General features: G+C 56.6%; 18 protein-coding genes and 1 other RNA gene. 16 read left to right on the top strand and 3 right to left on the bottom strand.

The window, feature by feature from the left end; translation table 11 throughout:
- Positions 1 to 33: 33 nt before the first annotated feature.
- The 12 genes from EHN06_RS04770 to EHN06_RS04825 all read left to right on the top strand — a co-directional run bounded on the left by EHN06_RS04770 (position 34) and on the right by EHN06_RS04825 (position 10,478).
- Positions 34 to 1,584, top strand: coding sequence for a 2-isopropylmalate synthase (locus tag EHN06_RS04770; RefSeq protein ID WP_127330644.1), 1,551 nt, complete (start codon positions 34 to 36; stop codon positions 1,582 to 1,584).
- 27 nt (positions 1,585 to 1,611) lie between these two features.
- Positions 1,612 to 2,439 (top strand): 2-isopropylmalate synthase, encoded by an 828-nt coding sequence (locus tag EHN06_RS04775; protein WP_127330646.1) that lies wholly within the window; start codon positions 1,612 to 1,614, stop codon positions 2,437 to 2,439.
- A complete protein-coding gene (rimI, locus tag EHN06_RS04780) occupies positions 2,436 to 2,921 on the top strand; it encodes a ribosomal protein S18-alanine N-acetyltransferase (RefSeq protein WP_416332540.1) in 486 nt (161 codons plus the stop codon). The genes EHN06_RS04775 and rimI overlap by 4 nt, the downstream gene beginning before the upstream one ends.
- A 103-nt stretch (positions 2,922 to 3,024) precedes the next feature.
- Entirely contained in the window at positions 3,025 to 4,605 is a 1,581-nt protein-coding gene (gene prfC, locus EHN06_RS04785; protein ID WP_127330648.1) for a peptide chain release factor 3, read from the top strand.
- Positions 4,606 to 4,621: 16 nt separating this feature from the next.
- A complete protein-coding gene (locus tag EHN06_RS04790; protein WP_127330650.1) occupies positions 4,622 to 5,398 on the top strand; it encodes a TatD family hydrolase in 777 nt (258 codons plus the stop codon).
- Between the two features lie 205 nt (positions 5,399 to 5,603).
- Positions 5,604 to 6,032, top strand: a complete 429-nt coding sequence (rplM, locus tag EHN06_RS04795) for a 50S ribosomal protein L13 (RefSeq protein WP_012139003.1) — start codon at positions 5,604 to 5,606, stop codon at positions 6,030 to 6,032.
- Positions 6,033 to 6,044: 12 nt separating this feature from the next.
- Positions 6,045 to 6,437, top strand: coding sequence for a 30S ribosomal protein S9 (gene rpsI / locus EHN06_RS04800; RefSeq protein WP_012139002.1), 393 nt, complete (start codon positions 6,045 to 6,047; stop codon positions 6,435 to 6,437).
- A 242-nt stretch (positions 6,438 to 6,679) separates the two neighbouring features.
- Positions 6,680 to 7,276 (top strand): ubiquinol-cytochrome c reductase iron-sulfur subunit, encoded by a 597-nt coding sequence (petA, locus tag EHN06_RS04805; RefSeq protein ID WP_127330652.1) that lies wholly within the window; start codon positions 6,680 to 6,682, stop codon positions 7,274 to 7,276.
- On the top strand, positions 7,276 to 8,508 hold the full coding sequence (locus EHN06_RS04810; RefSeq protein WP_127330654.1) for a cytochrome b: 1,233 nt from the start codon (positions 7,276 to 7,278) through the stop codon (positions 8,506 to 8,508). The genes petA and EHN06_RS04810 overlap by 1 nt, the downstream gene beginning before the upstream one ends.
- Complete coding sequence (locus tag EHN06_RS04815) at positions 8,508 to 9,263, top strand: cytochrome c1 (RefSeq protein WP_127330656.1); 756 nt, start codon at positions 8,508 to 8,510, stop codon at positions 9,261 to 9,263. Before EHN06_RS04810 ends, EHN06_RS04815 begins: the two co-directional genes overlap by 1 nt.
- A gap of 108 nt (positions 9,264 to 9,371) precedes the next feature.
- A complete protein-coding gene (locus tag EHN06_RS04820) occupies positions 9,372 to 10,001 on the top strand; it encodes a glutathione S-transferase N-terminal domain-containing protein (RefSeq protein ID WP_012138995.1) in 630 nt (209 codons plus the stop codon).
- A 63-nt stretch (positions 10,002 to 10,064) separates the two neighbouring features.
- Positions 10,065 to 10,478, top strand: coding sequence for a ClpXP protease specificity-enhancing factor (locus EHN06_RS04825; RefSeq protein ID WP_206075761.1), 414 nt, complete (start codon positions 10,065 to 10,067; stop codon positions 10,476 to 10,478).
- Between the two features lie 43 nt (positions 10,479 to 10,521).
- Here the strand turns inward: EHN06_RS04825 and EHN06_RS04830 are convergent, their stop codons facing one another.
- From EHN06_RS04830 to EHN06_RS04840, 3 genes are read right to left on the bottom strand one after another with little or no spacing between them, the layout of a single operon-like run.
- Entirely contained in the window at positions 10,522 to 11,112 is a 591-nt protein-coding gene (locus EHN06_RS04830) for an SIS domain-containing protein (protein ID WP_127330660.1), read from the bottom strand.
- Between the two features lie 2 nt (positions 11,113 to 11,114).
- Entirely contained in the window at positions 11,115 to 11,486 is a 372-nt protein-coding gene (locus tag EHN06_RS04835; protein WP_127330662.1) for a YraN family protein, read from the bottom strand.
- Positions 11,487 to 11,514: 28 nt separating this feature from the next.
- Positions 11,515 to 13,413 (bottom strand): penicillin-binding protein activator, encoded by a 1,899-nt coding sequence (locus EHN06_RS04840; protein ID WP_228257411.1) that lies wholly within the window; start codon positions 13,411 to 13,413, stop codon positions 11,515 to 11,517.
- A 118-nt stretch (positions 13,414 to 13,531) separates the two neighbouring features.
- On the opposite strand from EHN06_RS04840, the gene rsmI reads away from it, so the two are divergent.
- The 4 genes from rsmI (at position 13,532) to rsmH (ending at position 16,560) form a co-directional block, all read left to right on the top strand.
- Positions 13,532 to 14,404: a 16S rRNA (cytidine(1402)-2'-O)-methyltransferase gene (rsmI, locus tag EHN06_RS04845; protein ID WP_127330664.1), complete on the top strand. Its 873-nt coding sequence runs from the start codon at positions 13,532 to 13,534 to the stop codon at positions 14,402 to 14,404.
- A 63-nt stretch (positions 14,405 to 14,467) separates the two neighbouring features.
- Positions 14,468 to 14,818, top strand: an RNA gene (gene rnpB / locus EHN06_RS04850) — RNase P RNA component class A.
- A 306-nt stretch (positions 14,819 to 15,124) separates the two neighbouring features.
- A complete protein-coding gene (gene mraZ, locus EHN06_RS04855; RefSeq protein ID WP_127330666.1) occupies positions 15,125 to 15,577 on the top strand; it encodes a division/cell wall cluster transcriptional repressor MraZ in 453 nt (150 codons plus the stop codon).
- Entirely contained in the window at positions 15,574 to 16,560 is a 987-nt protein-coding gene (gene rsmH, locus EHN06_RS04860) for a 16S rRNA (cytosine(1402)-N(4))-methyltransferase RsmH (protein ID WP_127330668.1), read from the top strand. The genes mraZ and rsmH overlap by 4 nt, the downstream gene beginning before the upstream one ends.

The raw sequence follows: 16,560 nt of genomic DNA on the forward strand, positions 1-16,560 counted from the left end.
AATGATCCGTTGCCTGCTGATGGAGAGCCTTTTATGTCCGCCCAAGATCACCTGGTCATCTTTGATACTACCCTGAGGGATGGCGAGCAAAGCCCCGGTGCCACCATGACCAAGGCGGAGAAACTCCGTATCGCCAAAGCCCTGGAGAAACTGCGTGTCGATGTGATTGAGGCGGGATTCCCCATTGCCAGCCAGGGTGACTTCGAAGCGGTCAAGTCGATCGCCGAAACCATCCGGGGGTCCACCGTGTGCGGTCTGGCGCGGGCAACGGATGGCGACATAGATCGTGCAGCCGAAGCCATTCAGCCGGCGGAGAGTGGCCGTATTCACACCTTTATCGCCACCTCTCCGATCCACATGCAGCACAAGCTGCAGATGCAGCCGGATGAGGTCATAGAGCAGGCGGTTCGGGCGGTGAAGCGGGCCCGCGGCCATGTGGACGATGTCGAATTCTCCTGCGAGGATGCCGGTCGTTCCGAGCTGGATTTCCTGTGCCGGATTATTGAGGCGGCCATTGATGCCGGTGCCCGCACCATCAATATTCCCGACACCGTTGGCTACGCCATCCCGGAGCAATTCGGCGAGACCATTCACCAGTTGTTGAATCGCATTCCCAACGCAGATAAAGCCGTTTTTTCCGTGCATTGTCATAACGATCTCGGCCTGGCGGTGGCCAACTCCCTGGCAGCCGTGTGTCGGGGTGCCCGGCAGGTGGAATGTACGATCAACGGTCTCGGTGAACGGGCGGGGAACGCGTCACTGGAAGAGATTGTCATGGCGGTGCGCACGCGTCAGGATCTGTTCTCCATCGATACCCGCATCGACACCCAGCACATCGTTCCCGCATCCCGGCTGGTTTCAACCATTACCGGTTTCCCGGTGCAGCCCAACAAGGCTATCGTTGGCGCCAATGCCTTTGCCCATGAGTCCGGCATTCACCAGGATGGTGTGCTCAAGCATCGGGAAACCTATGAGATCATGCGGGCCCAGGACGTGGGCTGGCATACCAACAGTCTGGTTCTGGGCAAACATTCCGGGCGTAATGCGTTCCGCACCCGCCTGTTGGAGCTTGGCATCCAGTTTGAGACAGAAACCGAGCTGAACGAGGCCTTCACCCGGTTCAAGGCACTGGCGGACCTGAAACACGAGATCTTTGATGAGGATCTTCAGGCGATTGCCAGTGACACCCGGCAGAAAGAAGAGGAGGGCCGGTTCGGATTGGTGTGTATGCAGGTGTGTTCGGAAACCGGTGTCGTCCCCAGGGCCAGCCTGACGTTGCTGATGGATGGCAGGGAGCACAAAGTGGAAGCCGAAGGCAGTGGGCCGGTGGATGCCACCTTCAAGGCCATCGAGTCGTTGGTGGACTCTGGCTGTAATTTGCAGCTGTACTCCGTTAACAATATCACCAGTGGTACCGATGCCCAGGGCGAGGTGACCGTTCGTCTGGAGCGTGGAGGACGGATTGTTAATGGTGTGGGAGCGGATACCGATATTATCATTGCGTCGGCCAAGGCCTATATTGAGGCCCTTAACCTGATCAGTCGAGGTGGTGTTCGCCAGCATCCCCAGGTTGCGGATGTTTGATGTGCCAGTGATAACCGGGGCGGTTGAATGAGATACTCGGAAGCAGAGAGACAGTTCTATCTCGGGATGGCCGGTATTCGCGCCTGGTATGCCCGGGAGCCGTTACCGGGTGCGGCCCCAAGCCCGGAGTTTGACTTTCCCGAGGAACCCGACGAGTCAACACTTGCTGAGCCGTTGGCCCGCGGTATCCCTGCGGGGGCGGAAGCGCCCGGCACCCGCAAGCCCACTGGACCGGAGACGGGGCAGGGGGTTGAGCGCCTTGCTCGTCTGCAGGCGATGATGGCGGGTGAAAACACCTCCGGGAGCCATGCCTCGACAGCACCCGAGACAGAGGCGAAGCCGGAGGCTGAGACTGGCGCGGCGTCAACTGATGGTGACGATGATGCGCAAGAGGGACTGGTGCCGGAGTCGGTCTCAAAGACTGCTTTGAGGGTAGCACTTGGGGTCTGGAAAGTCGGGGATGTCCTGTTGCTTGGAGAGGTATCAGAAGATGCCAGCGCCCGTCTACAGGATTCACTGGCCAACAATATACTCAAGGCCTTGGGATATGAGGAACCGGTAAAAGCGGAGTGCCTGAGGTGGCCGGTCTTTGCCAATCCGCTGGTGCCGGGCAACAGCTTTACTGACTTTACCCGGGTTCTGAAATCCCTGGTGGGCGAATGCGATGGCCGGCGGATCATCCTGCTCGGGGTACTGGAGGGCAAGCTACCGGAAGATCGCGATGCCTGGCTCGGCAGCACATTGGGAGAGCCCGCCGTTGACTTCCCGTACACGCTGGCAGAGTTGGCTGCTGTCCCTTCATACAAGCGCGCACTTTGGGAGCGGCTTAAACCGTTGGTCAGAGGCAGGGCGTGAACCGGTTGCAGTACGATCAGGTTCGTCAGAATGATCGCGTGATCCGGCCAATGGTGCCCGATGATTTGCCAGCGGTGATGGATATTGAGTTGCAGGGGTATTCCCATCCCTGGAGCGAGTCGATTTTTCGTGACTGCTTCCGGGAAAATTACAGGCTGTGGGCCTACGATTGCGGGGGTGTGCTTGGCGGTTACGCGATTGTTGCCTATCTGTACGACGAGGCCCATCTCCTGAATCTGTGTGTTGCCCCAGTCGTCCGCAGGGAAGGGGCCGGGCGCCAACTGCTGCGACATCTGCTGGCGCGTGCTGCTCATGAGGGGATGGAACAGGGTATTCTAGAGGTCCGGGTATCCAATCAGGCAGCTATCGATCTCTATCAGTCGGAGGGATTCCGGATTATTGGTGAACGTCCCGGCTATTACCCTGCGCCGGAGGGGAAAGAAGACGCTATCGTGATGACGCGTAACCTGTCCAGCGCCTAGGGGCTATCCACGACCTGGTCGCCGCTACATTGTTCGCGTCTTGACCTGATTCCCCCTATAATGGCGGCCTTTTCAGTGTATTTGATTCAGGTTGCTCTCCATTATGTCCACCCTTTCACAAGAAGTTTCCAAGCGCCGTACATTTGCGATCATCTCGCATCCCGACGCTGGTAAGACCACCATTACAGAAAAGGTTCTGTTGTTCGGGCAGGCCCTCCAGAAAGCCGGTACCGTTAAAGGTAAAAAGTCCGGGCAGCATGCGAAGTCGGACTGGATGGAGATGGAGAAAGAGCGGGGGATTTCGGTGACCACCTCCGTTATGCAGTTTCCCTACAAGGACCGCTTGGTGAACCTGCTGGACACCCCGGGCCACGAAGACTTCTCCGAGGATACCTACCGGACCCTGACCGCCGTCGATTCCTGTCTGATGGTAATCGACAGTGCCAAAGGTGTTGAGGAGCGGACCATCAAGCTGATGGAAGTTACCCGCCTGCGGGATACTCCGATCCTGACCTTCATGAACAAACTGGACCGGGATACCAGGGATCCGGTGGAGCTGATGGACGAGGTAGAGGATGTCCTCAAGATCGCCTGTTCCCCAGTGACTTGGCCCATTGGCATGGGCAAGAATTTCAAGGGGGTGTACCACCTGCTTCGAGACGAAGTCGTTCTGTACCAGTCAGGCCAGGGCCATACCATTCAGGAACGTCGGGTGATTTCCGGTCTGGACAATCCCGAGTTGGACGATGTCCTGGGTGCCTATGCTTCCGACCTTCGTGATGAAATCGAGCTGGTCAAAGGGGCTTCCCACGAGTTTGATCACGACGCGTTCCTCAAGGGTGAGCTGACCCCGGTCTTTTTCGGGACCGCCCTGGGTAACTTCGGCGTAGACCACATGCTTGACGGGTTGGTGGAGTGGGCGCCGGCGCCTCAGCCACGGGAAACCGATCTGCGACTGGTTGAGCCCGCTGAAGATATGTTTTCCGGCTTTGTCTTCAAGATCCAGGCGAACATGGACCCCCAGCACCGTGATCGGGTGGCCTTTCTCCGTATCGTGTCGGGCCGTTACAGCCAGGGTATGAAAGCCCGTCATGTCCGGATTGGCAAAGAAGTGCGTTTTTCCGATGCGCTGACGTTCATGGCAGGTGATCGCGAGCACGCGGAGGAGGCCTTCGCCGGAGATATCATCGGGCTGCACAATCATGGCACGATACAATTGGGTGATACGTTCACTGCCGGCGAAGCCATGAAGTTCACCGGTATTCCGAACTTTGCTCCGGAGTTGTTCCGCCGCATTCGCCTGAAGGATCCACTGAAATCCAAGCAATTGCAGAAAGGATTGATTCAGTTGTCCGAAGAAGGGGCAGTGCAGGTGTTTCGGCCGCTGAAGAATAACGACCTGATCGTTGGGGCGGTCGGTGTTCTGCAGTTTGACGTGGTGGTCAGTCGCCTCAAGAGTGAATACAAGGTGGAGGCGCTGTACGAACCGATCAACGTGGCGACCGCGCGGTGGGTGACCTGCAGCGACGAGCGCAAGCTGGACGAGTTCCAGCGCAAGAACAATGATTATCTGGCACTGGATGGCAGCGACCAGTTGGCTTATATCGCCCCGACCATGGTGAACCTGCAACTGGCCCAGGAGCGGTATCCTGACGTTCAGTTCCACAAAACCCGGGAACACTGATCAAAGGCGGGGTGCTATGGAGCTGGTAGACGCCCACTGTCACTTCGATTTTCCGGAATTTGACGGCCGGCGAGAGGAAGTACTTGCCCAGGCTCGCCGTCATGGTGTGTTCCGTCTGGTGATACCTGGTGTCTCTCGACGGCATTGGCAGCGGGTTATCACTACGGCGACCAGCCTGCCGGGGCTGTTTTATTGCCTTGGCATACATCCCTGGTTTGTTCAGGAGCACCGGCAAGATGATCTCGCGATTCTTGAAAATTGGCTCTCCCGCCAGGACAGTCGCTGCGTAGGGCTTGGGGAGTGTGGGCTGGATCGTCTTAGGGGCGAGCTTTCGCAACAGCTTCCCTGGTTCGAGGCGCAGGTCGACCTGGCAGCCCGATTGGACCGTCCGCTGGTGATTCATTCGGTACGGACACACGATGAGGTCCACAGTGTGCTTAAAACCCGGGGCTTTCACGGTAAAGCATTGGTGCATGGGTTTTCCGGAAGTTACCAGCAAGCTCGCAAGCTGGTGGATCTGGGGTGCTGTATCGGAATTGGTGGCGTCATTACCCATCCACGGGCGAAAAAGACCCGGGAGACCGTGTCCCGCCTGCCACTGGACGCATTGGTGCTTGAAACGGATGCGCCGGACATGCCGCCCGAAGGTGTGCAAAAGGGGATGAATTCGCCCGAGCTGCTACCAGCGATATTTGGCGCTCTTGCGGAGTTGCGTCCGGAGTCGCCAGAACAGTTGAGCGAGCAGTTGCTGAGTAATGTGTCCGGACTGTACGGCTGGGGCCGGCAGGCGTAAGGGAATAACGAAACACCGTGCTTCGGGGTTGGCTTTCCGGCATGGTTCGGATATACTTCGCGCCCTGGCTTTTCAAGGCGATGCCATCATCTCAGCCCCGAATGATGTCACTGCCAACTAATACAGGTACAGAACCCCTCCGGATGCCAAGCATTTACCGGTGGTGGTTTTTAACGTTTCTTATATAGCGTTCAAGGCGGAATCAATGAAGACTCTGAGTGCGAAACCAGAAACAGTAACACGTGACTGGTACGTTGTAGACGCAGCCGGCAAGACGCTGGGTCGTCTGTCAACCGAAATCGCCCGTCGTCTGCGGGGCAAGCATAAGCCTGAGTACACCCCTCATGTAGACACTGGCGATTACATCGTTGTTATTAACGCGAGCCAGGTCCGGGTTACCGGGAAAAAAGCATCTGCAAAGATGTACTACAGCCACACTGGCTTTCCGGGTGGAATCAAATCCATCAACTTCGAGAAGCTGGTCGACAAGGCTCCTGAGCAAATCATTCAGAAGTCTGTCAAAGGCATGCTTCCGAGTGGCCCGCTCGGCCGTGCCATGTTCAAGAAGCTGAAAATCTATGCCGGCGCTGAGCATCCTCACGCAGCCCAGCAGCCCAAAGAACTCGACATTTAACGGAAGGCGGATATGTCTGTAGCACAAAATTACGGTACTGGTCGCCGCAAGACATCCACGGCTCGGGTTTTCATCAAGCCGGGAAGCGGTAACATTTCTATTAACGGTCGCTCTATCGAAGACTTCTTCGGTCGTGAGACCCTGCGCATGATCGTTCGTCAGCCGCTGGTTGTTGCTGAGTCTACTGATCGTTTCGACATCAACATCACCGTCAAGGGTGGTGGTATCAGTGGTCAGGCAGGCGCAATTCGCCACGGCCTCACTCGAGCGCTGATGGATTACGATGAGACTCTGCGTCCGGCGCTGCGTCAGGCGGGTTACGTTACCCGTGATGCGCGTGAAGTTGAGCGTAAGAAAGTGGGTCTGCGTAAGGCGCGTAAGCGTCCTCAGTTCTCCAAGCGTTAATTTCGCTGGAGCGCTGCCGAGAAAGCCCGGTCCTTTGGCCGGGCTTTTTTATTGTCTGGAGGTCTGCCGCCAAATTGATTTGGGACAGGGTTGGTCCCTTGATGGCGGCTTTCCGACTTGTAAGGCCAGGGTAATTTCATTACCATTTGTGCGCTTATAATTTTGGGTCGTGAAGTCCTTTATGAAGTGTGGTGACGCCGAATTGCGGCGCTCTGCACCTCGCCTGATGGGAGAAAACCATAATGAGTAATGGCGACGTGAGCCAAGGCCGGCGCCGGTTCCTGATCGGTGCTACGTCGGTGGTAGGTGGAGTTGGCGTCGTCGGTGCGGCAGTTCCTTTCGTGGCGTCCTGGAACCCCAGTGCCAAGGCGGAAGCAGCTGGTGCGCCGGTTACCGCTAATATCAGCAAACTGGAACCGGGGCAGCAAATGACAGTGGAATGGCGAGGTAAGCCCGTATGGGTTATCCGTCGTACACCGGAAATGCTCGATAACATCGAAAAGTTGAATGATCGGGTAAAAGATCCTGAATCTCAGGACGCGGCCCAGCCTGAGTACGTTGACGGGATATACCGTGCCGTAAAGGAAGAGTATGTGGTTCTGGTGGGGATCTGTACTCACCTTGGATGCTCACCGCAATTTCGCCCCGAAGTAGCTCCGGCGGATCTTGGTGAGAACTGGCTGGGTGGGTTTTACTGCGCCTGTCACGGTTCCCGATATGATCTGGCCGGTCGCGTGTTTGCAAACCAGCCGGCACCTCAGAACCTGGAGATTCCTCCGTATCGCTTCGATGATGAGAACACTCTGACTGTAGGTCTTGATCCGGAGGGAACAGCGTAATGCAAAAGCTAGTATCCTGGATTGATGAGCGTCTTCCGATTGTTGACGCCTGGAATAAACACGTTGGCAAGTATTACGCGCCAAAAAACTTCAACATGTGGTACTTCTTTGGCTCACTGGCCATGCTGGTACTGGTTAATCAGCTGATTACCGGTATCTGGTTGACTATGAGCTACAACCCATCCGCCGAGGGCGCATTTGCGTCGGTGGAATACATCATGCGTGATGTCGAGTGGGGCTGGTTGCTGCGTTATCTGCACTCCACGGGCGCCTCGGCCTTCTTTGTGGTGGTGTATCTCCACATGTTCCGTGGTCTGATGTACGGTTCCTACCAGAAGCCGCGGGAACTGATCTGGATCTTCGGTATGCTGATCTACCTGGTGCTGATGGCTGAAGCCTTTATGGGTTACCTCCTGCCATGGGGCCAGATGTCCTACTGGGGTGCCCAGGTTATCGTTAACCTGTTTGGTGCTATTCCGGTTATCGGTGATGACCTGTCTCTCTGGATTCGTGGTGACTACCTGATCTCCGGAATTACCCTGAACCGCTTCTTTGCGCTTCATGTAGTTGCTCTGCCGATTGTTCTTCTAGGTCTTGTTGTCCTGCATATCCTTGCCCTTCATGAGGTTGGCTCCAACAACCCTGACGGCATCGATATCAAGAAAAACAAGGACGAGAATGGCATTCCCAAAGATGGTATCCCTTTCCATCCGTATTACACCGTCCACGACCTGCTCGGTGTTGGTGTGTTCTTCTTTATTTTCTTCATTGTGGTGTTCTTCTTCCCGGAGATGGGCGGCCTGTTCCTGGAAAAGCCGAACTTTGAGCCTGCCAACGCCCTGAAGACGCCGGATCACATTGCACCGGTCTGGTACTTCACGCCGTTCTACGCAATGCTGCGTGCCGTCACCGTTGACCTGTTTGGTCTGGATGCGAAGTTCTGGGGTGTTGTGGTCATGGGCGCGGCCATTGCTATCCTGTTTGTCCTGCCCTGGCTTGACCGAAGCCCGGTACGCTCCATGCGTTACAAGGGCTGGCTGAGCAAGATTGCTCTGGCAATCTTCGCGGTGAGCTTTGTAATTCTGGGTTACCTGGGCATTGTCCCGGCGACTGAGGGTCGGACTATGGCAGCTCAGATTCTGACAACGCTTTACTTCCTCTACTTTATTCTCATGCCGTTCTATACGCGTATGGAGAGAACCAAGCCAGTTCCAGAGAGGGTGACAGGATAATGAGAAAGCTGATTTTTGGTCTTTTCATCACAATCCTGCCGGCCCTTGGCCTGGCAGCAGGGGGCTCCGTGCCTTTGGATACCATGGAGCCCGACCATAGTAACAAGGCATCCCTGCAGCGTGGCGCGGCCTTGTTTACCAACTACTGCATGGGCTGCCACTCCGCGGAGTTCGCCCGTTACAAGCGCGTCTCCGATGATTTGGAGATCCCGGCAGATCTCTATGAAGAGAACCTTATTTTCACCGGTGCAAAAATTGGTGAGCTGATGAAGGTCTCCATGAACAAGGATCAGTCCGCTGACTGGTTTGGTAATCCGCCTCCCGATCTGACGCTGGAATCCCGTCTGCGTGGTGAGAGCTGGGTATACTCCTACCTTCGTGGTTTTTACAAGGATGACAGTCGTCCCTTGGGCGTGAACAATGTTGTTTTTGAAAACGTTGGTATGCCTCACGTTATGGTGGATCTGCAGGGGTTGTGCGCAGTTGAGCCGAAAATTGGTCACAATGCCAGCGTTGATCCGCTCAGCGGCAACGTCAATAACGCGGATGTCTGTCCCGAATATGCCATTGAGGGCAGCATGCCTGCAGCGGAATTTGATCGGGCAATGTATGACCTGACCAACTTCCTGTCGTATATGGGCGATCCGGTGAAGCTGGAGCGGGAGCGTCTGGGGATCTTTGTGTTGATCTTCACGGCAATCTTCTTTGTTTTCGCCTATCTGCTCAATCGGGAGTACTGGAAGGACGTACACTGAGATTTCAGGTATAATCTCGTACCCTGAGTTCCAGCGGGCAATTGCCGGCCCGCTGGATTTTTGCGTTTTTCAGGATCATTTCGGTTTGTTTACTCGTGAGGTAGTTCTATGGGCGTTGTGACCAAGCGGTCATCAATGACGTTTTTCTCGGACCCGGCCAGCCATTACAGTCACCGTGTGCGTATTGTTCTGGCAGAAAAGGGTGTAACGGTAGATGTCGTCGATGTTGACCCGGATAACCCACCGGCGGAGTTGGCCGATCTTAATCCATACAATGCCCTGCCTACGTTGGTGGATCGTGACCTTGTGCTCTACGAGCCCAACATCATGATGGAGTATCTGGACGAGCGGTTTCCGCATCCGCCTTTGCTGCCAGTGTACCCGGTTGCGCGGGCTAACAGTCGTCTGATGATCCATCGGATTCAGAAGGACTGGTGTGGGTTGGTGGATCAGATCCTGGCTCAGCCTGGAGCCAAGGCATCCGACGCAGCCCGCAAGGAGTTGCGGGAAAGCCTGCTGGCAACGGCACCGTTGTTCGGTGAAATGCCGTTCTTCCTGTCTGAAGAGTTTACGATCGTGGACTGTTGCATTGCTCCGATCCTCTGGCGTCTTCCTGCTTTGGGTATTGAGCTTGACGACAAGCAGGCCAAACCGTTACAGAAGTACATGGACAGTATATTCAGTCGCGAGGGATTCAAGGCGAGTCTTTCGGACCTGGAAGAAGACATTCGTAGCTAATACAGCAACGCAGGGCCTGAAGAGCGGGTCAGGAGAAGGGCAGTGCCTGATAGCAAAGTTACCATGACATCCAGTCGTCCCTATCTCGTCAGGGCGTTCAATGAATGGATTCTGGACAATGACTGCACCCCATACATCGTTGTCGATGCAGGTGTGCAGGGGGTTCAGGTGCCGACCGAGCACGTTGCCAATGGTCAGATTGTTCTGAATATCAGCCCGGGCGCGGTGCGTGGACTGGTGATTGGAAACGGGGCGTTGGAATTCAGTGCCCGGTTTGGTGGTGTCCCAATGCAGGTGTTCATACCGTTGCAGGCGGTTATGGCAATCTATGCCAAAGAGAATGGGGAGGGCATGGTGTTTGGCAGTGAGCCTGGCTCTCCCGATCCTGATGACGATGGTACCAAGGATTCCGGGGGGGATGGGCAGCACTCCGGAGAACGTCCGTCAGGGCGCCCGACACTCAAGGTTGTCAAATAAGGCGGCCAGAATCTAAAAAGCCAGCGTTCAGCTGGCTTTTTTATTACCCGCCGAAAAGCTTGCTGTCGATCAATCCACACAAGGCATTGATGATGACCAGCAACAAGGGGGTTGCTGCAGTTGCGGACAGGTTGTCCAGGGCGATTTCATGATCTTCCGGGTGAAGAAGTGAAGTAATGTCGGACTTTTCCTTGGCGCTCAATACCACGACACGCATCTCCCGGTCGTGGGCGGCTTGGATGGCCTGAATCAAGTTGGCTTTATGCCCGTCGTCAACAATGACAAAGAGTAAGTCGTCGGCCTTGCCGATGGCACGAACCTGTCTGGAAAATGTATCGTTAAAGCGGTTATCGCGACAGATCGCGGAATAGGTGGTGGCGTCAGCGCCCAGGTTGATCGCCGGGAGTGCGGGGCGATCATGCTCAAAACGGTTCAGCAGGGCGGTGCAGAAGTACTGGGCAAGTATGTTGGCATTACCGTTGGCGCAGGTAATGATCTTGCCATCGCTGAGTAGCGTGTGCACGAACGCCTCCACGGCGCTTTCGATAGCGGGTGCCGTTGTGCTGGCGGCCTGGGCTGTGTGCTCCATGTGCGCAGCAAACCATTGATTGATCTGTTGTTCAGTGTCGGTCATGTTCACGCCTGAATTGCATTCCTGATCCATTGTATCCGGTATTTTTTGACATCGCCCGGTGCGATGGCAATCACATCGATGCGGCTGGGGATGTTCCAGAGTCCGTTCCGGTGCAGGTAGTAAGAAGCCGCTCTGATCAACCTGCGCTGTTTCGTCGGAGTGACAGACTCAGCGCCACCTGCCAGGCTGCCGGACCCGCGGTAGCGTACTTCAAAGAAGACCAGTACCTCGCCATCGCGCCCAATCAGGTCGATTTCGCCGCCACGACTAAACACGTTTCTCTCGACAATGGTTATGCCGCGACTCTGAAGGTAGCGGGCGGCCACGGCTTCGCTGTGGTTGCCAATGGCCTTGCTGTCGGGTTTGCCGTCCATGGCGCTCCTCCGCTTGTTTGTGGTCTGGCTATTCTTCTTCGCTCTGAATGTCGCCCGATACCGGTGTTAACAGCTGTGGCGTGCCGTTGGTGAAGCGGGCCCACATTTGCTGGCGATGAATGCTGCCTTCTGAGGCCATGGTCAACACCCCGGTCTGGCCCTCAATGGAGGCGCCCTCAACCTGGCGCAGCAGAGGCAGGCGTTTGCTCAGTTTCCAGGCATCCGCTCCCATGGCGAACAGCCGGCCGAGCTGCCCTCGCATGTCCGGCAGCGCCTGGGTGGCAGTGTTGCGGAACTCGTTCTGGTCGTCGAGAACCCAGGGAATATCGGTGAAGATGACATTGTTAAGGTCCCGGTCCCTGGACGGATCGTGGCTGCCTTCGTATACCATGGATGGTGAATACACCGGGAGGTCACCACCAAAATAGAAGGCAAACAGCGGCTTGAATTGCCGTGCAATGGTGGGTTCGGCGACCATTACGACGGCATCGGCATCCTGCCGGCGCCGGGGTTCAAACTCAACGTTCACCCCGGCGGTGCGCTCTACGTCGATGGCTCGTTCCCGGGAGGCGGTTATGCCCAGCAAGTCAGCGACTACCGCACGGAAGTCGTCTTCCCGGAAGTAGCGCTCAATATCCAGGGCAGTGCTGCCATTTGCCGCCATGCGTTCCAGTAAGGCGGTCTCCAGGCGATCTCCCCACTCACCCTGGGGAATCAGCGCCAGTGCCTGATCGTTGTTTTCCTGTCTCAGTCGGTCGGCAATCTGGCGGGCTTCGTCTTCGGCAGACAGGCCAAACTGGTACAACCCGCCGGGAGCTGCTGTGCCCTGGGGCAGATAGTTCAGGCCGAGTACGGGAACTGGCAGGGTGTTCAGGTCCGTCAGGCTCTGCAGCGCTTCCTTCTCGAGGGGGCCAACGATGAGGTCCTGATCTTCCCTGGTCAGCTCCTGGTAAAGGTCCCGGAAGTTCTGTCCGGCAGTATTCACCACACGGATGCTGGTTTTGCTCCGGTCTGCGGACTGATCGTCATAGTACGCCGCAAAGAAACCGTCTCTGATGGCTTTGCCGGCACTGGCCAAAGGTCCTTCCAGCGGAAGGGCCAGGGTGATTTGCTCCGGACGGGTTTCCGCCAGGCTTGCAATCAATTGCAGCTCCGAAGGGGGGGTAACGGCTGCTGGGTGCCCTGGCCAGTTGTTCTGCCATTGTCTGACCGCCCGTCCCTGTTGATCCAGGTTCATGTCAGGCTTCCGCAGAATCCCGGTCAGTTCTATCCAGCCCTGGGCTTCGTAACCGATGATCTCGCCACCTTGCTCGGACAGCTGTTTGTCGGAAGTGGCTTTCAGGGTCTGCCAGATTCGATCGTGTATCTGTTGGGCGTTCTGGCGGGTATCGGACTGTGCAAGCAGGATGAGGGTGGCTGCTGCGGACAGATTGTCGTCGGCCAGTTGCAGGGTGTCTGCCTGAAGTGTGGCCGCACGGGCCATCAGGCCGCGTTCGTAATTGAGAAACTGGTCTGGTTGCAGTTGGTTGGCGAGTTGTCTGGCCCAGGCGCTGTCTTCCAGAGCCGTGGCACTGCCCATGGAAAGCAGCAGGTATTGGTCTTTCAGTTCGCCTGCCGGTTTGGCCATTGGTTCGCTTTGCAGAATGCTACGGACGGACTCGTGGTCGTTCTGGCTCTGGAACCAGTCGGCCGAGCGCAGCAGGTATCTTTGCGCTTCGTTCCGGTCACTGTGACTGCTGGCCACCTCAATCGCCTGGCTGGCGGTTTCAGGCTGGGCCTCGAGGTTGACGCTGGCACATCCGGTGGCCAGCATTGTCAACAGCAGAACGGTGATGAGGGTTCTCAGGGTCAGACAGTGTTTGATCATGGCAGGCTCACGATACTCCGGGTAATTGCGCTTGTGACGCCGGGTAAACGACGGCATCATGCGGGGAACCCGGAATTTGTCGGGCCCCCTGTATCATTCTCAGGCTGGCAAGTTTAACAGCTCCCGGGCCATTTCACATGACGTTGGTGTCATGGTCCCAAGGTAAAAAGAGGCATATGTGAAATCAGACCCCAGTTCTCCGGAAAGGTCGGGCACCCTTTATATTGTTGCGACTCCTATTGGTAATCTGGAGGACCTGTCTCCACGGGCTTCCTCGACACTCGCCAGTGTTGCCCTGATTGCGGCAGAGGATACCCGTCACAGTGGGCGGCTATTGCAGTTTCTCGGGATTCAGAAGCCCATGCTGGCGCTTCATGACCACAACGAGCGAAACCGCGCCGCTCAGGTGTTGGATCGCCTTGAGGCCGGAGAGGATGTTGCGCTGGTGTCCGATGCGGGTACGCCGTTAATTTCCGATCCGGGGTATGTCCTGGTTCGTCAGGCCAGGGAGCGGGGTATCAGGGTAAGTCCGATCCCCGGTCCGTGCGCATTGGTGGCGGCATTGAGTGCCGCCGGGCTGCCCACGGATCGCTTCCTGTTCGCGGGCTTTCTGCCTGCCAAGCGCGGTGCCCGCAGGGCCGAGTTGGAGGCGCTGGTTACGGAGACTGCTACCCTGGTGTTCTACGAGTCGCCTCATCGGATCCTGGAAACCGTTGCGCAAATCAGCGAGGTGATGGGAAATGATCGGGAGGTGGTGTTGGGGCGGGAGCTCACGAAAACATTCGAAACCTTCTATGCAGGGCCGGCGGGTGACGTCAGCAATACCATTGAGGCGGATCCCAATGGAGCCCGTGGTGAGTTTGTGGTGATGATCCACGGGGCGAGTCGCAATCCGGAGCAAGGCGATGCCGAGGCCGTGGATACCGACAGGCTCCTGCGATTGTTGGCGGCGGAGCTGCCGGTCAAAAAAGTGGCCAAGATTGTTGCCGAGTTGACGGGGCGCCCGAAAAACGAGTTATACCAGCGTGCACTGGAGGTAAAGTCCGAATAGCATTATCGGGGAGATGGAAGAGTTTCGCTTGCACGCTCTCGATCGCAGGAGTATTGTCGTGCCCGAGCTCGCCAGACAGTCGCCGCCAGTACGCCTGGGGGAGGAAAGTCCGGGCTCCACAGGGCAAGGTGCCAGGTAACGCCTGGGCGGCGTGAGCCGACGGAAAGTGCAACAGAAAGTATACCGCCTAAGCGTCTCCGGACGCCGGTAAGGGTGAAATGGTGCGGTAAGAGCGCACCGCGTGGCTGGCAACAGTTCACGGCGATGGTAAACCCCACCTGGAGCAAGACCAAATAGGAATCCAATGGCGTGGCCCGCGCTGGATTCGGGTAGGTTGCTTGAGGCCTGTGGTGACGCAGGCCCTAGATGAATGACTGTCCACGACAGAACCCGGCTTATCGGCGAGCTCTATTTTTCTGATCCTGGCCCTCTGACGATTATCCTTCTCAGACAGCGTCCTTTATAGCCAAAAAATCTTAAACCTCATTTTTCATCTGCAGACCTTTTTGCAGGTATCTGATTTTCTTGTCTTTCTTTTTCGTAATTTGTGCATCCTGGCGAGTCCTCGCCTGTAACCTCTTGTCATAAAAGGAACTTTTACGGGTGCGACGCCGTTAGCGGCGCTTGCATTGTGTATTGCGTGTTTCTATAGTGTGCACAAGTGGGAAAAAGTGGTTTTTAGTGGTTTTTTTTGGTTTTTGAACCCCAGAGTCGGTGCAAATGAGCAACTTTCTTGGCAGTCATGCCATCAATATGGATGCGAAGGGTCGTCTTGCGATCCCCGCCAAGGTGCGCGAAGAACTCGCGCAAGCCTGTGGTGGCCGCATTGTATTGACTGCCAATGCCGATGAGGAGCGCTGCTTGCTGGTGTATCCGGAGCCGGAGTGGGAGATTCTCAGGCCCAAGGTTGAAGCGCTCCCCAACATGAACAAAGCAGCCCGCCGGTTGCAGCGCCTGATTCTGGGTAACGCTGCGCCGATGGAGCTGGATGGTGCCGGGCGAATCCTGGTGCCGCCCACGTTGCGCAGTTATGCGCACCTGGAGAAAAAGCTGATGCTGATCGGGCAGGGTAAAAAGCTTGAGCTCTGGAGTGAGGAGCGCTGGTTTGCCTGGCTGGATGAATCATCGGATGACGATGAGATGCCGCCAGAGATGGAGGCCCTTTCCCTATGACCTCCGAACGTAAGCGGGGGGCTGCGGGCCAGAAGTACTCGCATCGCTCCGTGCTCCTGGATTCGGCGGTCGATTATCTGGTTAACGACCCCGATGGTTTGTATGTCGATGGCACCTTTGGTCGAGGTGGCCACAGTCGGCTTGTACTCGGAAAGCTGGGAGAGCATGGCCGCTTGCTGGGGATCGACAAGGATCCGGAAGCCATCAAGGTCGCCCGTGAGCTTGCTTCTGAGGATGCACGGTTCTGCTGTTATCACGGTTCTTTCGCGGAGCTTGATGCCGCAATTCAGGAGCAGGGTTGGGAGACCGTTAACGGCGTTTTGCTGGATCTCGGTGTGTCCTCACCGCAGTTGGACGACGCTACCCGGGGGTTCAGTTTCATGCGCGATGGTCCGCTGGACATGCGCATGAACCCCGAGCAGGAGCCCAGTGCGGCGCAATGGCTGGCGGAAGCCGACGAGCGAGAAATCGCGGATGTGATCTACCGCTACGGTGAGGAGCGTTTTTCCCGGCGTATCGCCCGTCGGGTGGTGGAGCGTCGTCAGGAAGCGCCACTACAAACCACTCGGGAGTTGGCTGAACTGGTCAGCCAGGCTGTTCCGAAAAAGGAAAAAAACAAGCATCCCGCCACCCGGACATTCCAGGCTATCCGCATTTTCATTAACCGGGAACTGGAAGATCTGGAAGCGGGGCTTGCGTCGGCGGTGGAGCGGCTTGCACCGGGCGGACGCCTGGTGGTGATCAGCTTCCACTCGCTGGAAGATCGGGTGGTCAAGCGCTTTATGCGGGATCTGGCTCGTGGACCCAGATTGCCGAAAGGTGTGCCGGTGACGGCAGCCCAGGAGGCATCGGAGTTCCGTTTGATTGGTAAGGCCAGTAAGGCCAACACAGAAGAAGTAAGCGATAACGTTCGGGCACGAAGTGCAGTCATGCGAGTGCTGGAGCGTGTTCATAACAAACAGGGTTTGCAAGGGAGCGCGTGA

The organism is Marinobacter sp. NP-4(2019) (assembly GCF_003994855.1).
Lineage (GTDB): Bacteria > Pseudomonadota > Gammaproteobacteria > Pseudomonadales > Oleiphilaceae > Marinobacter.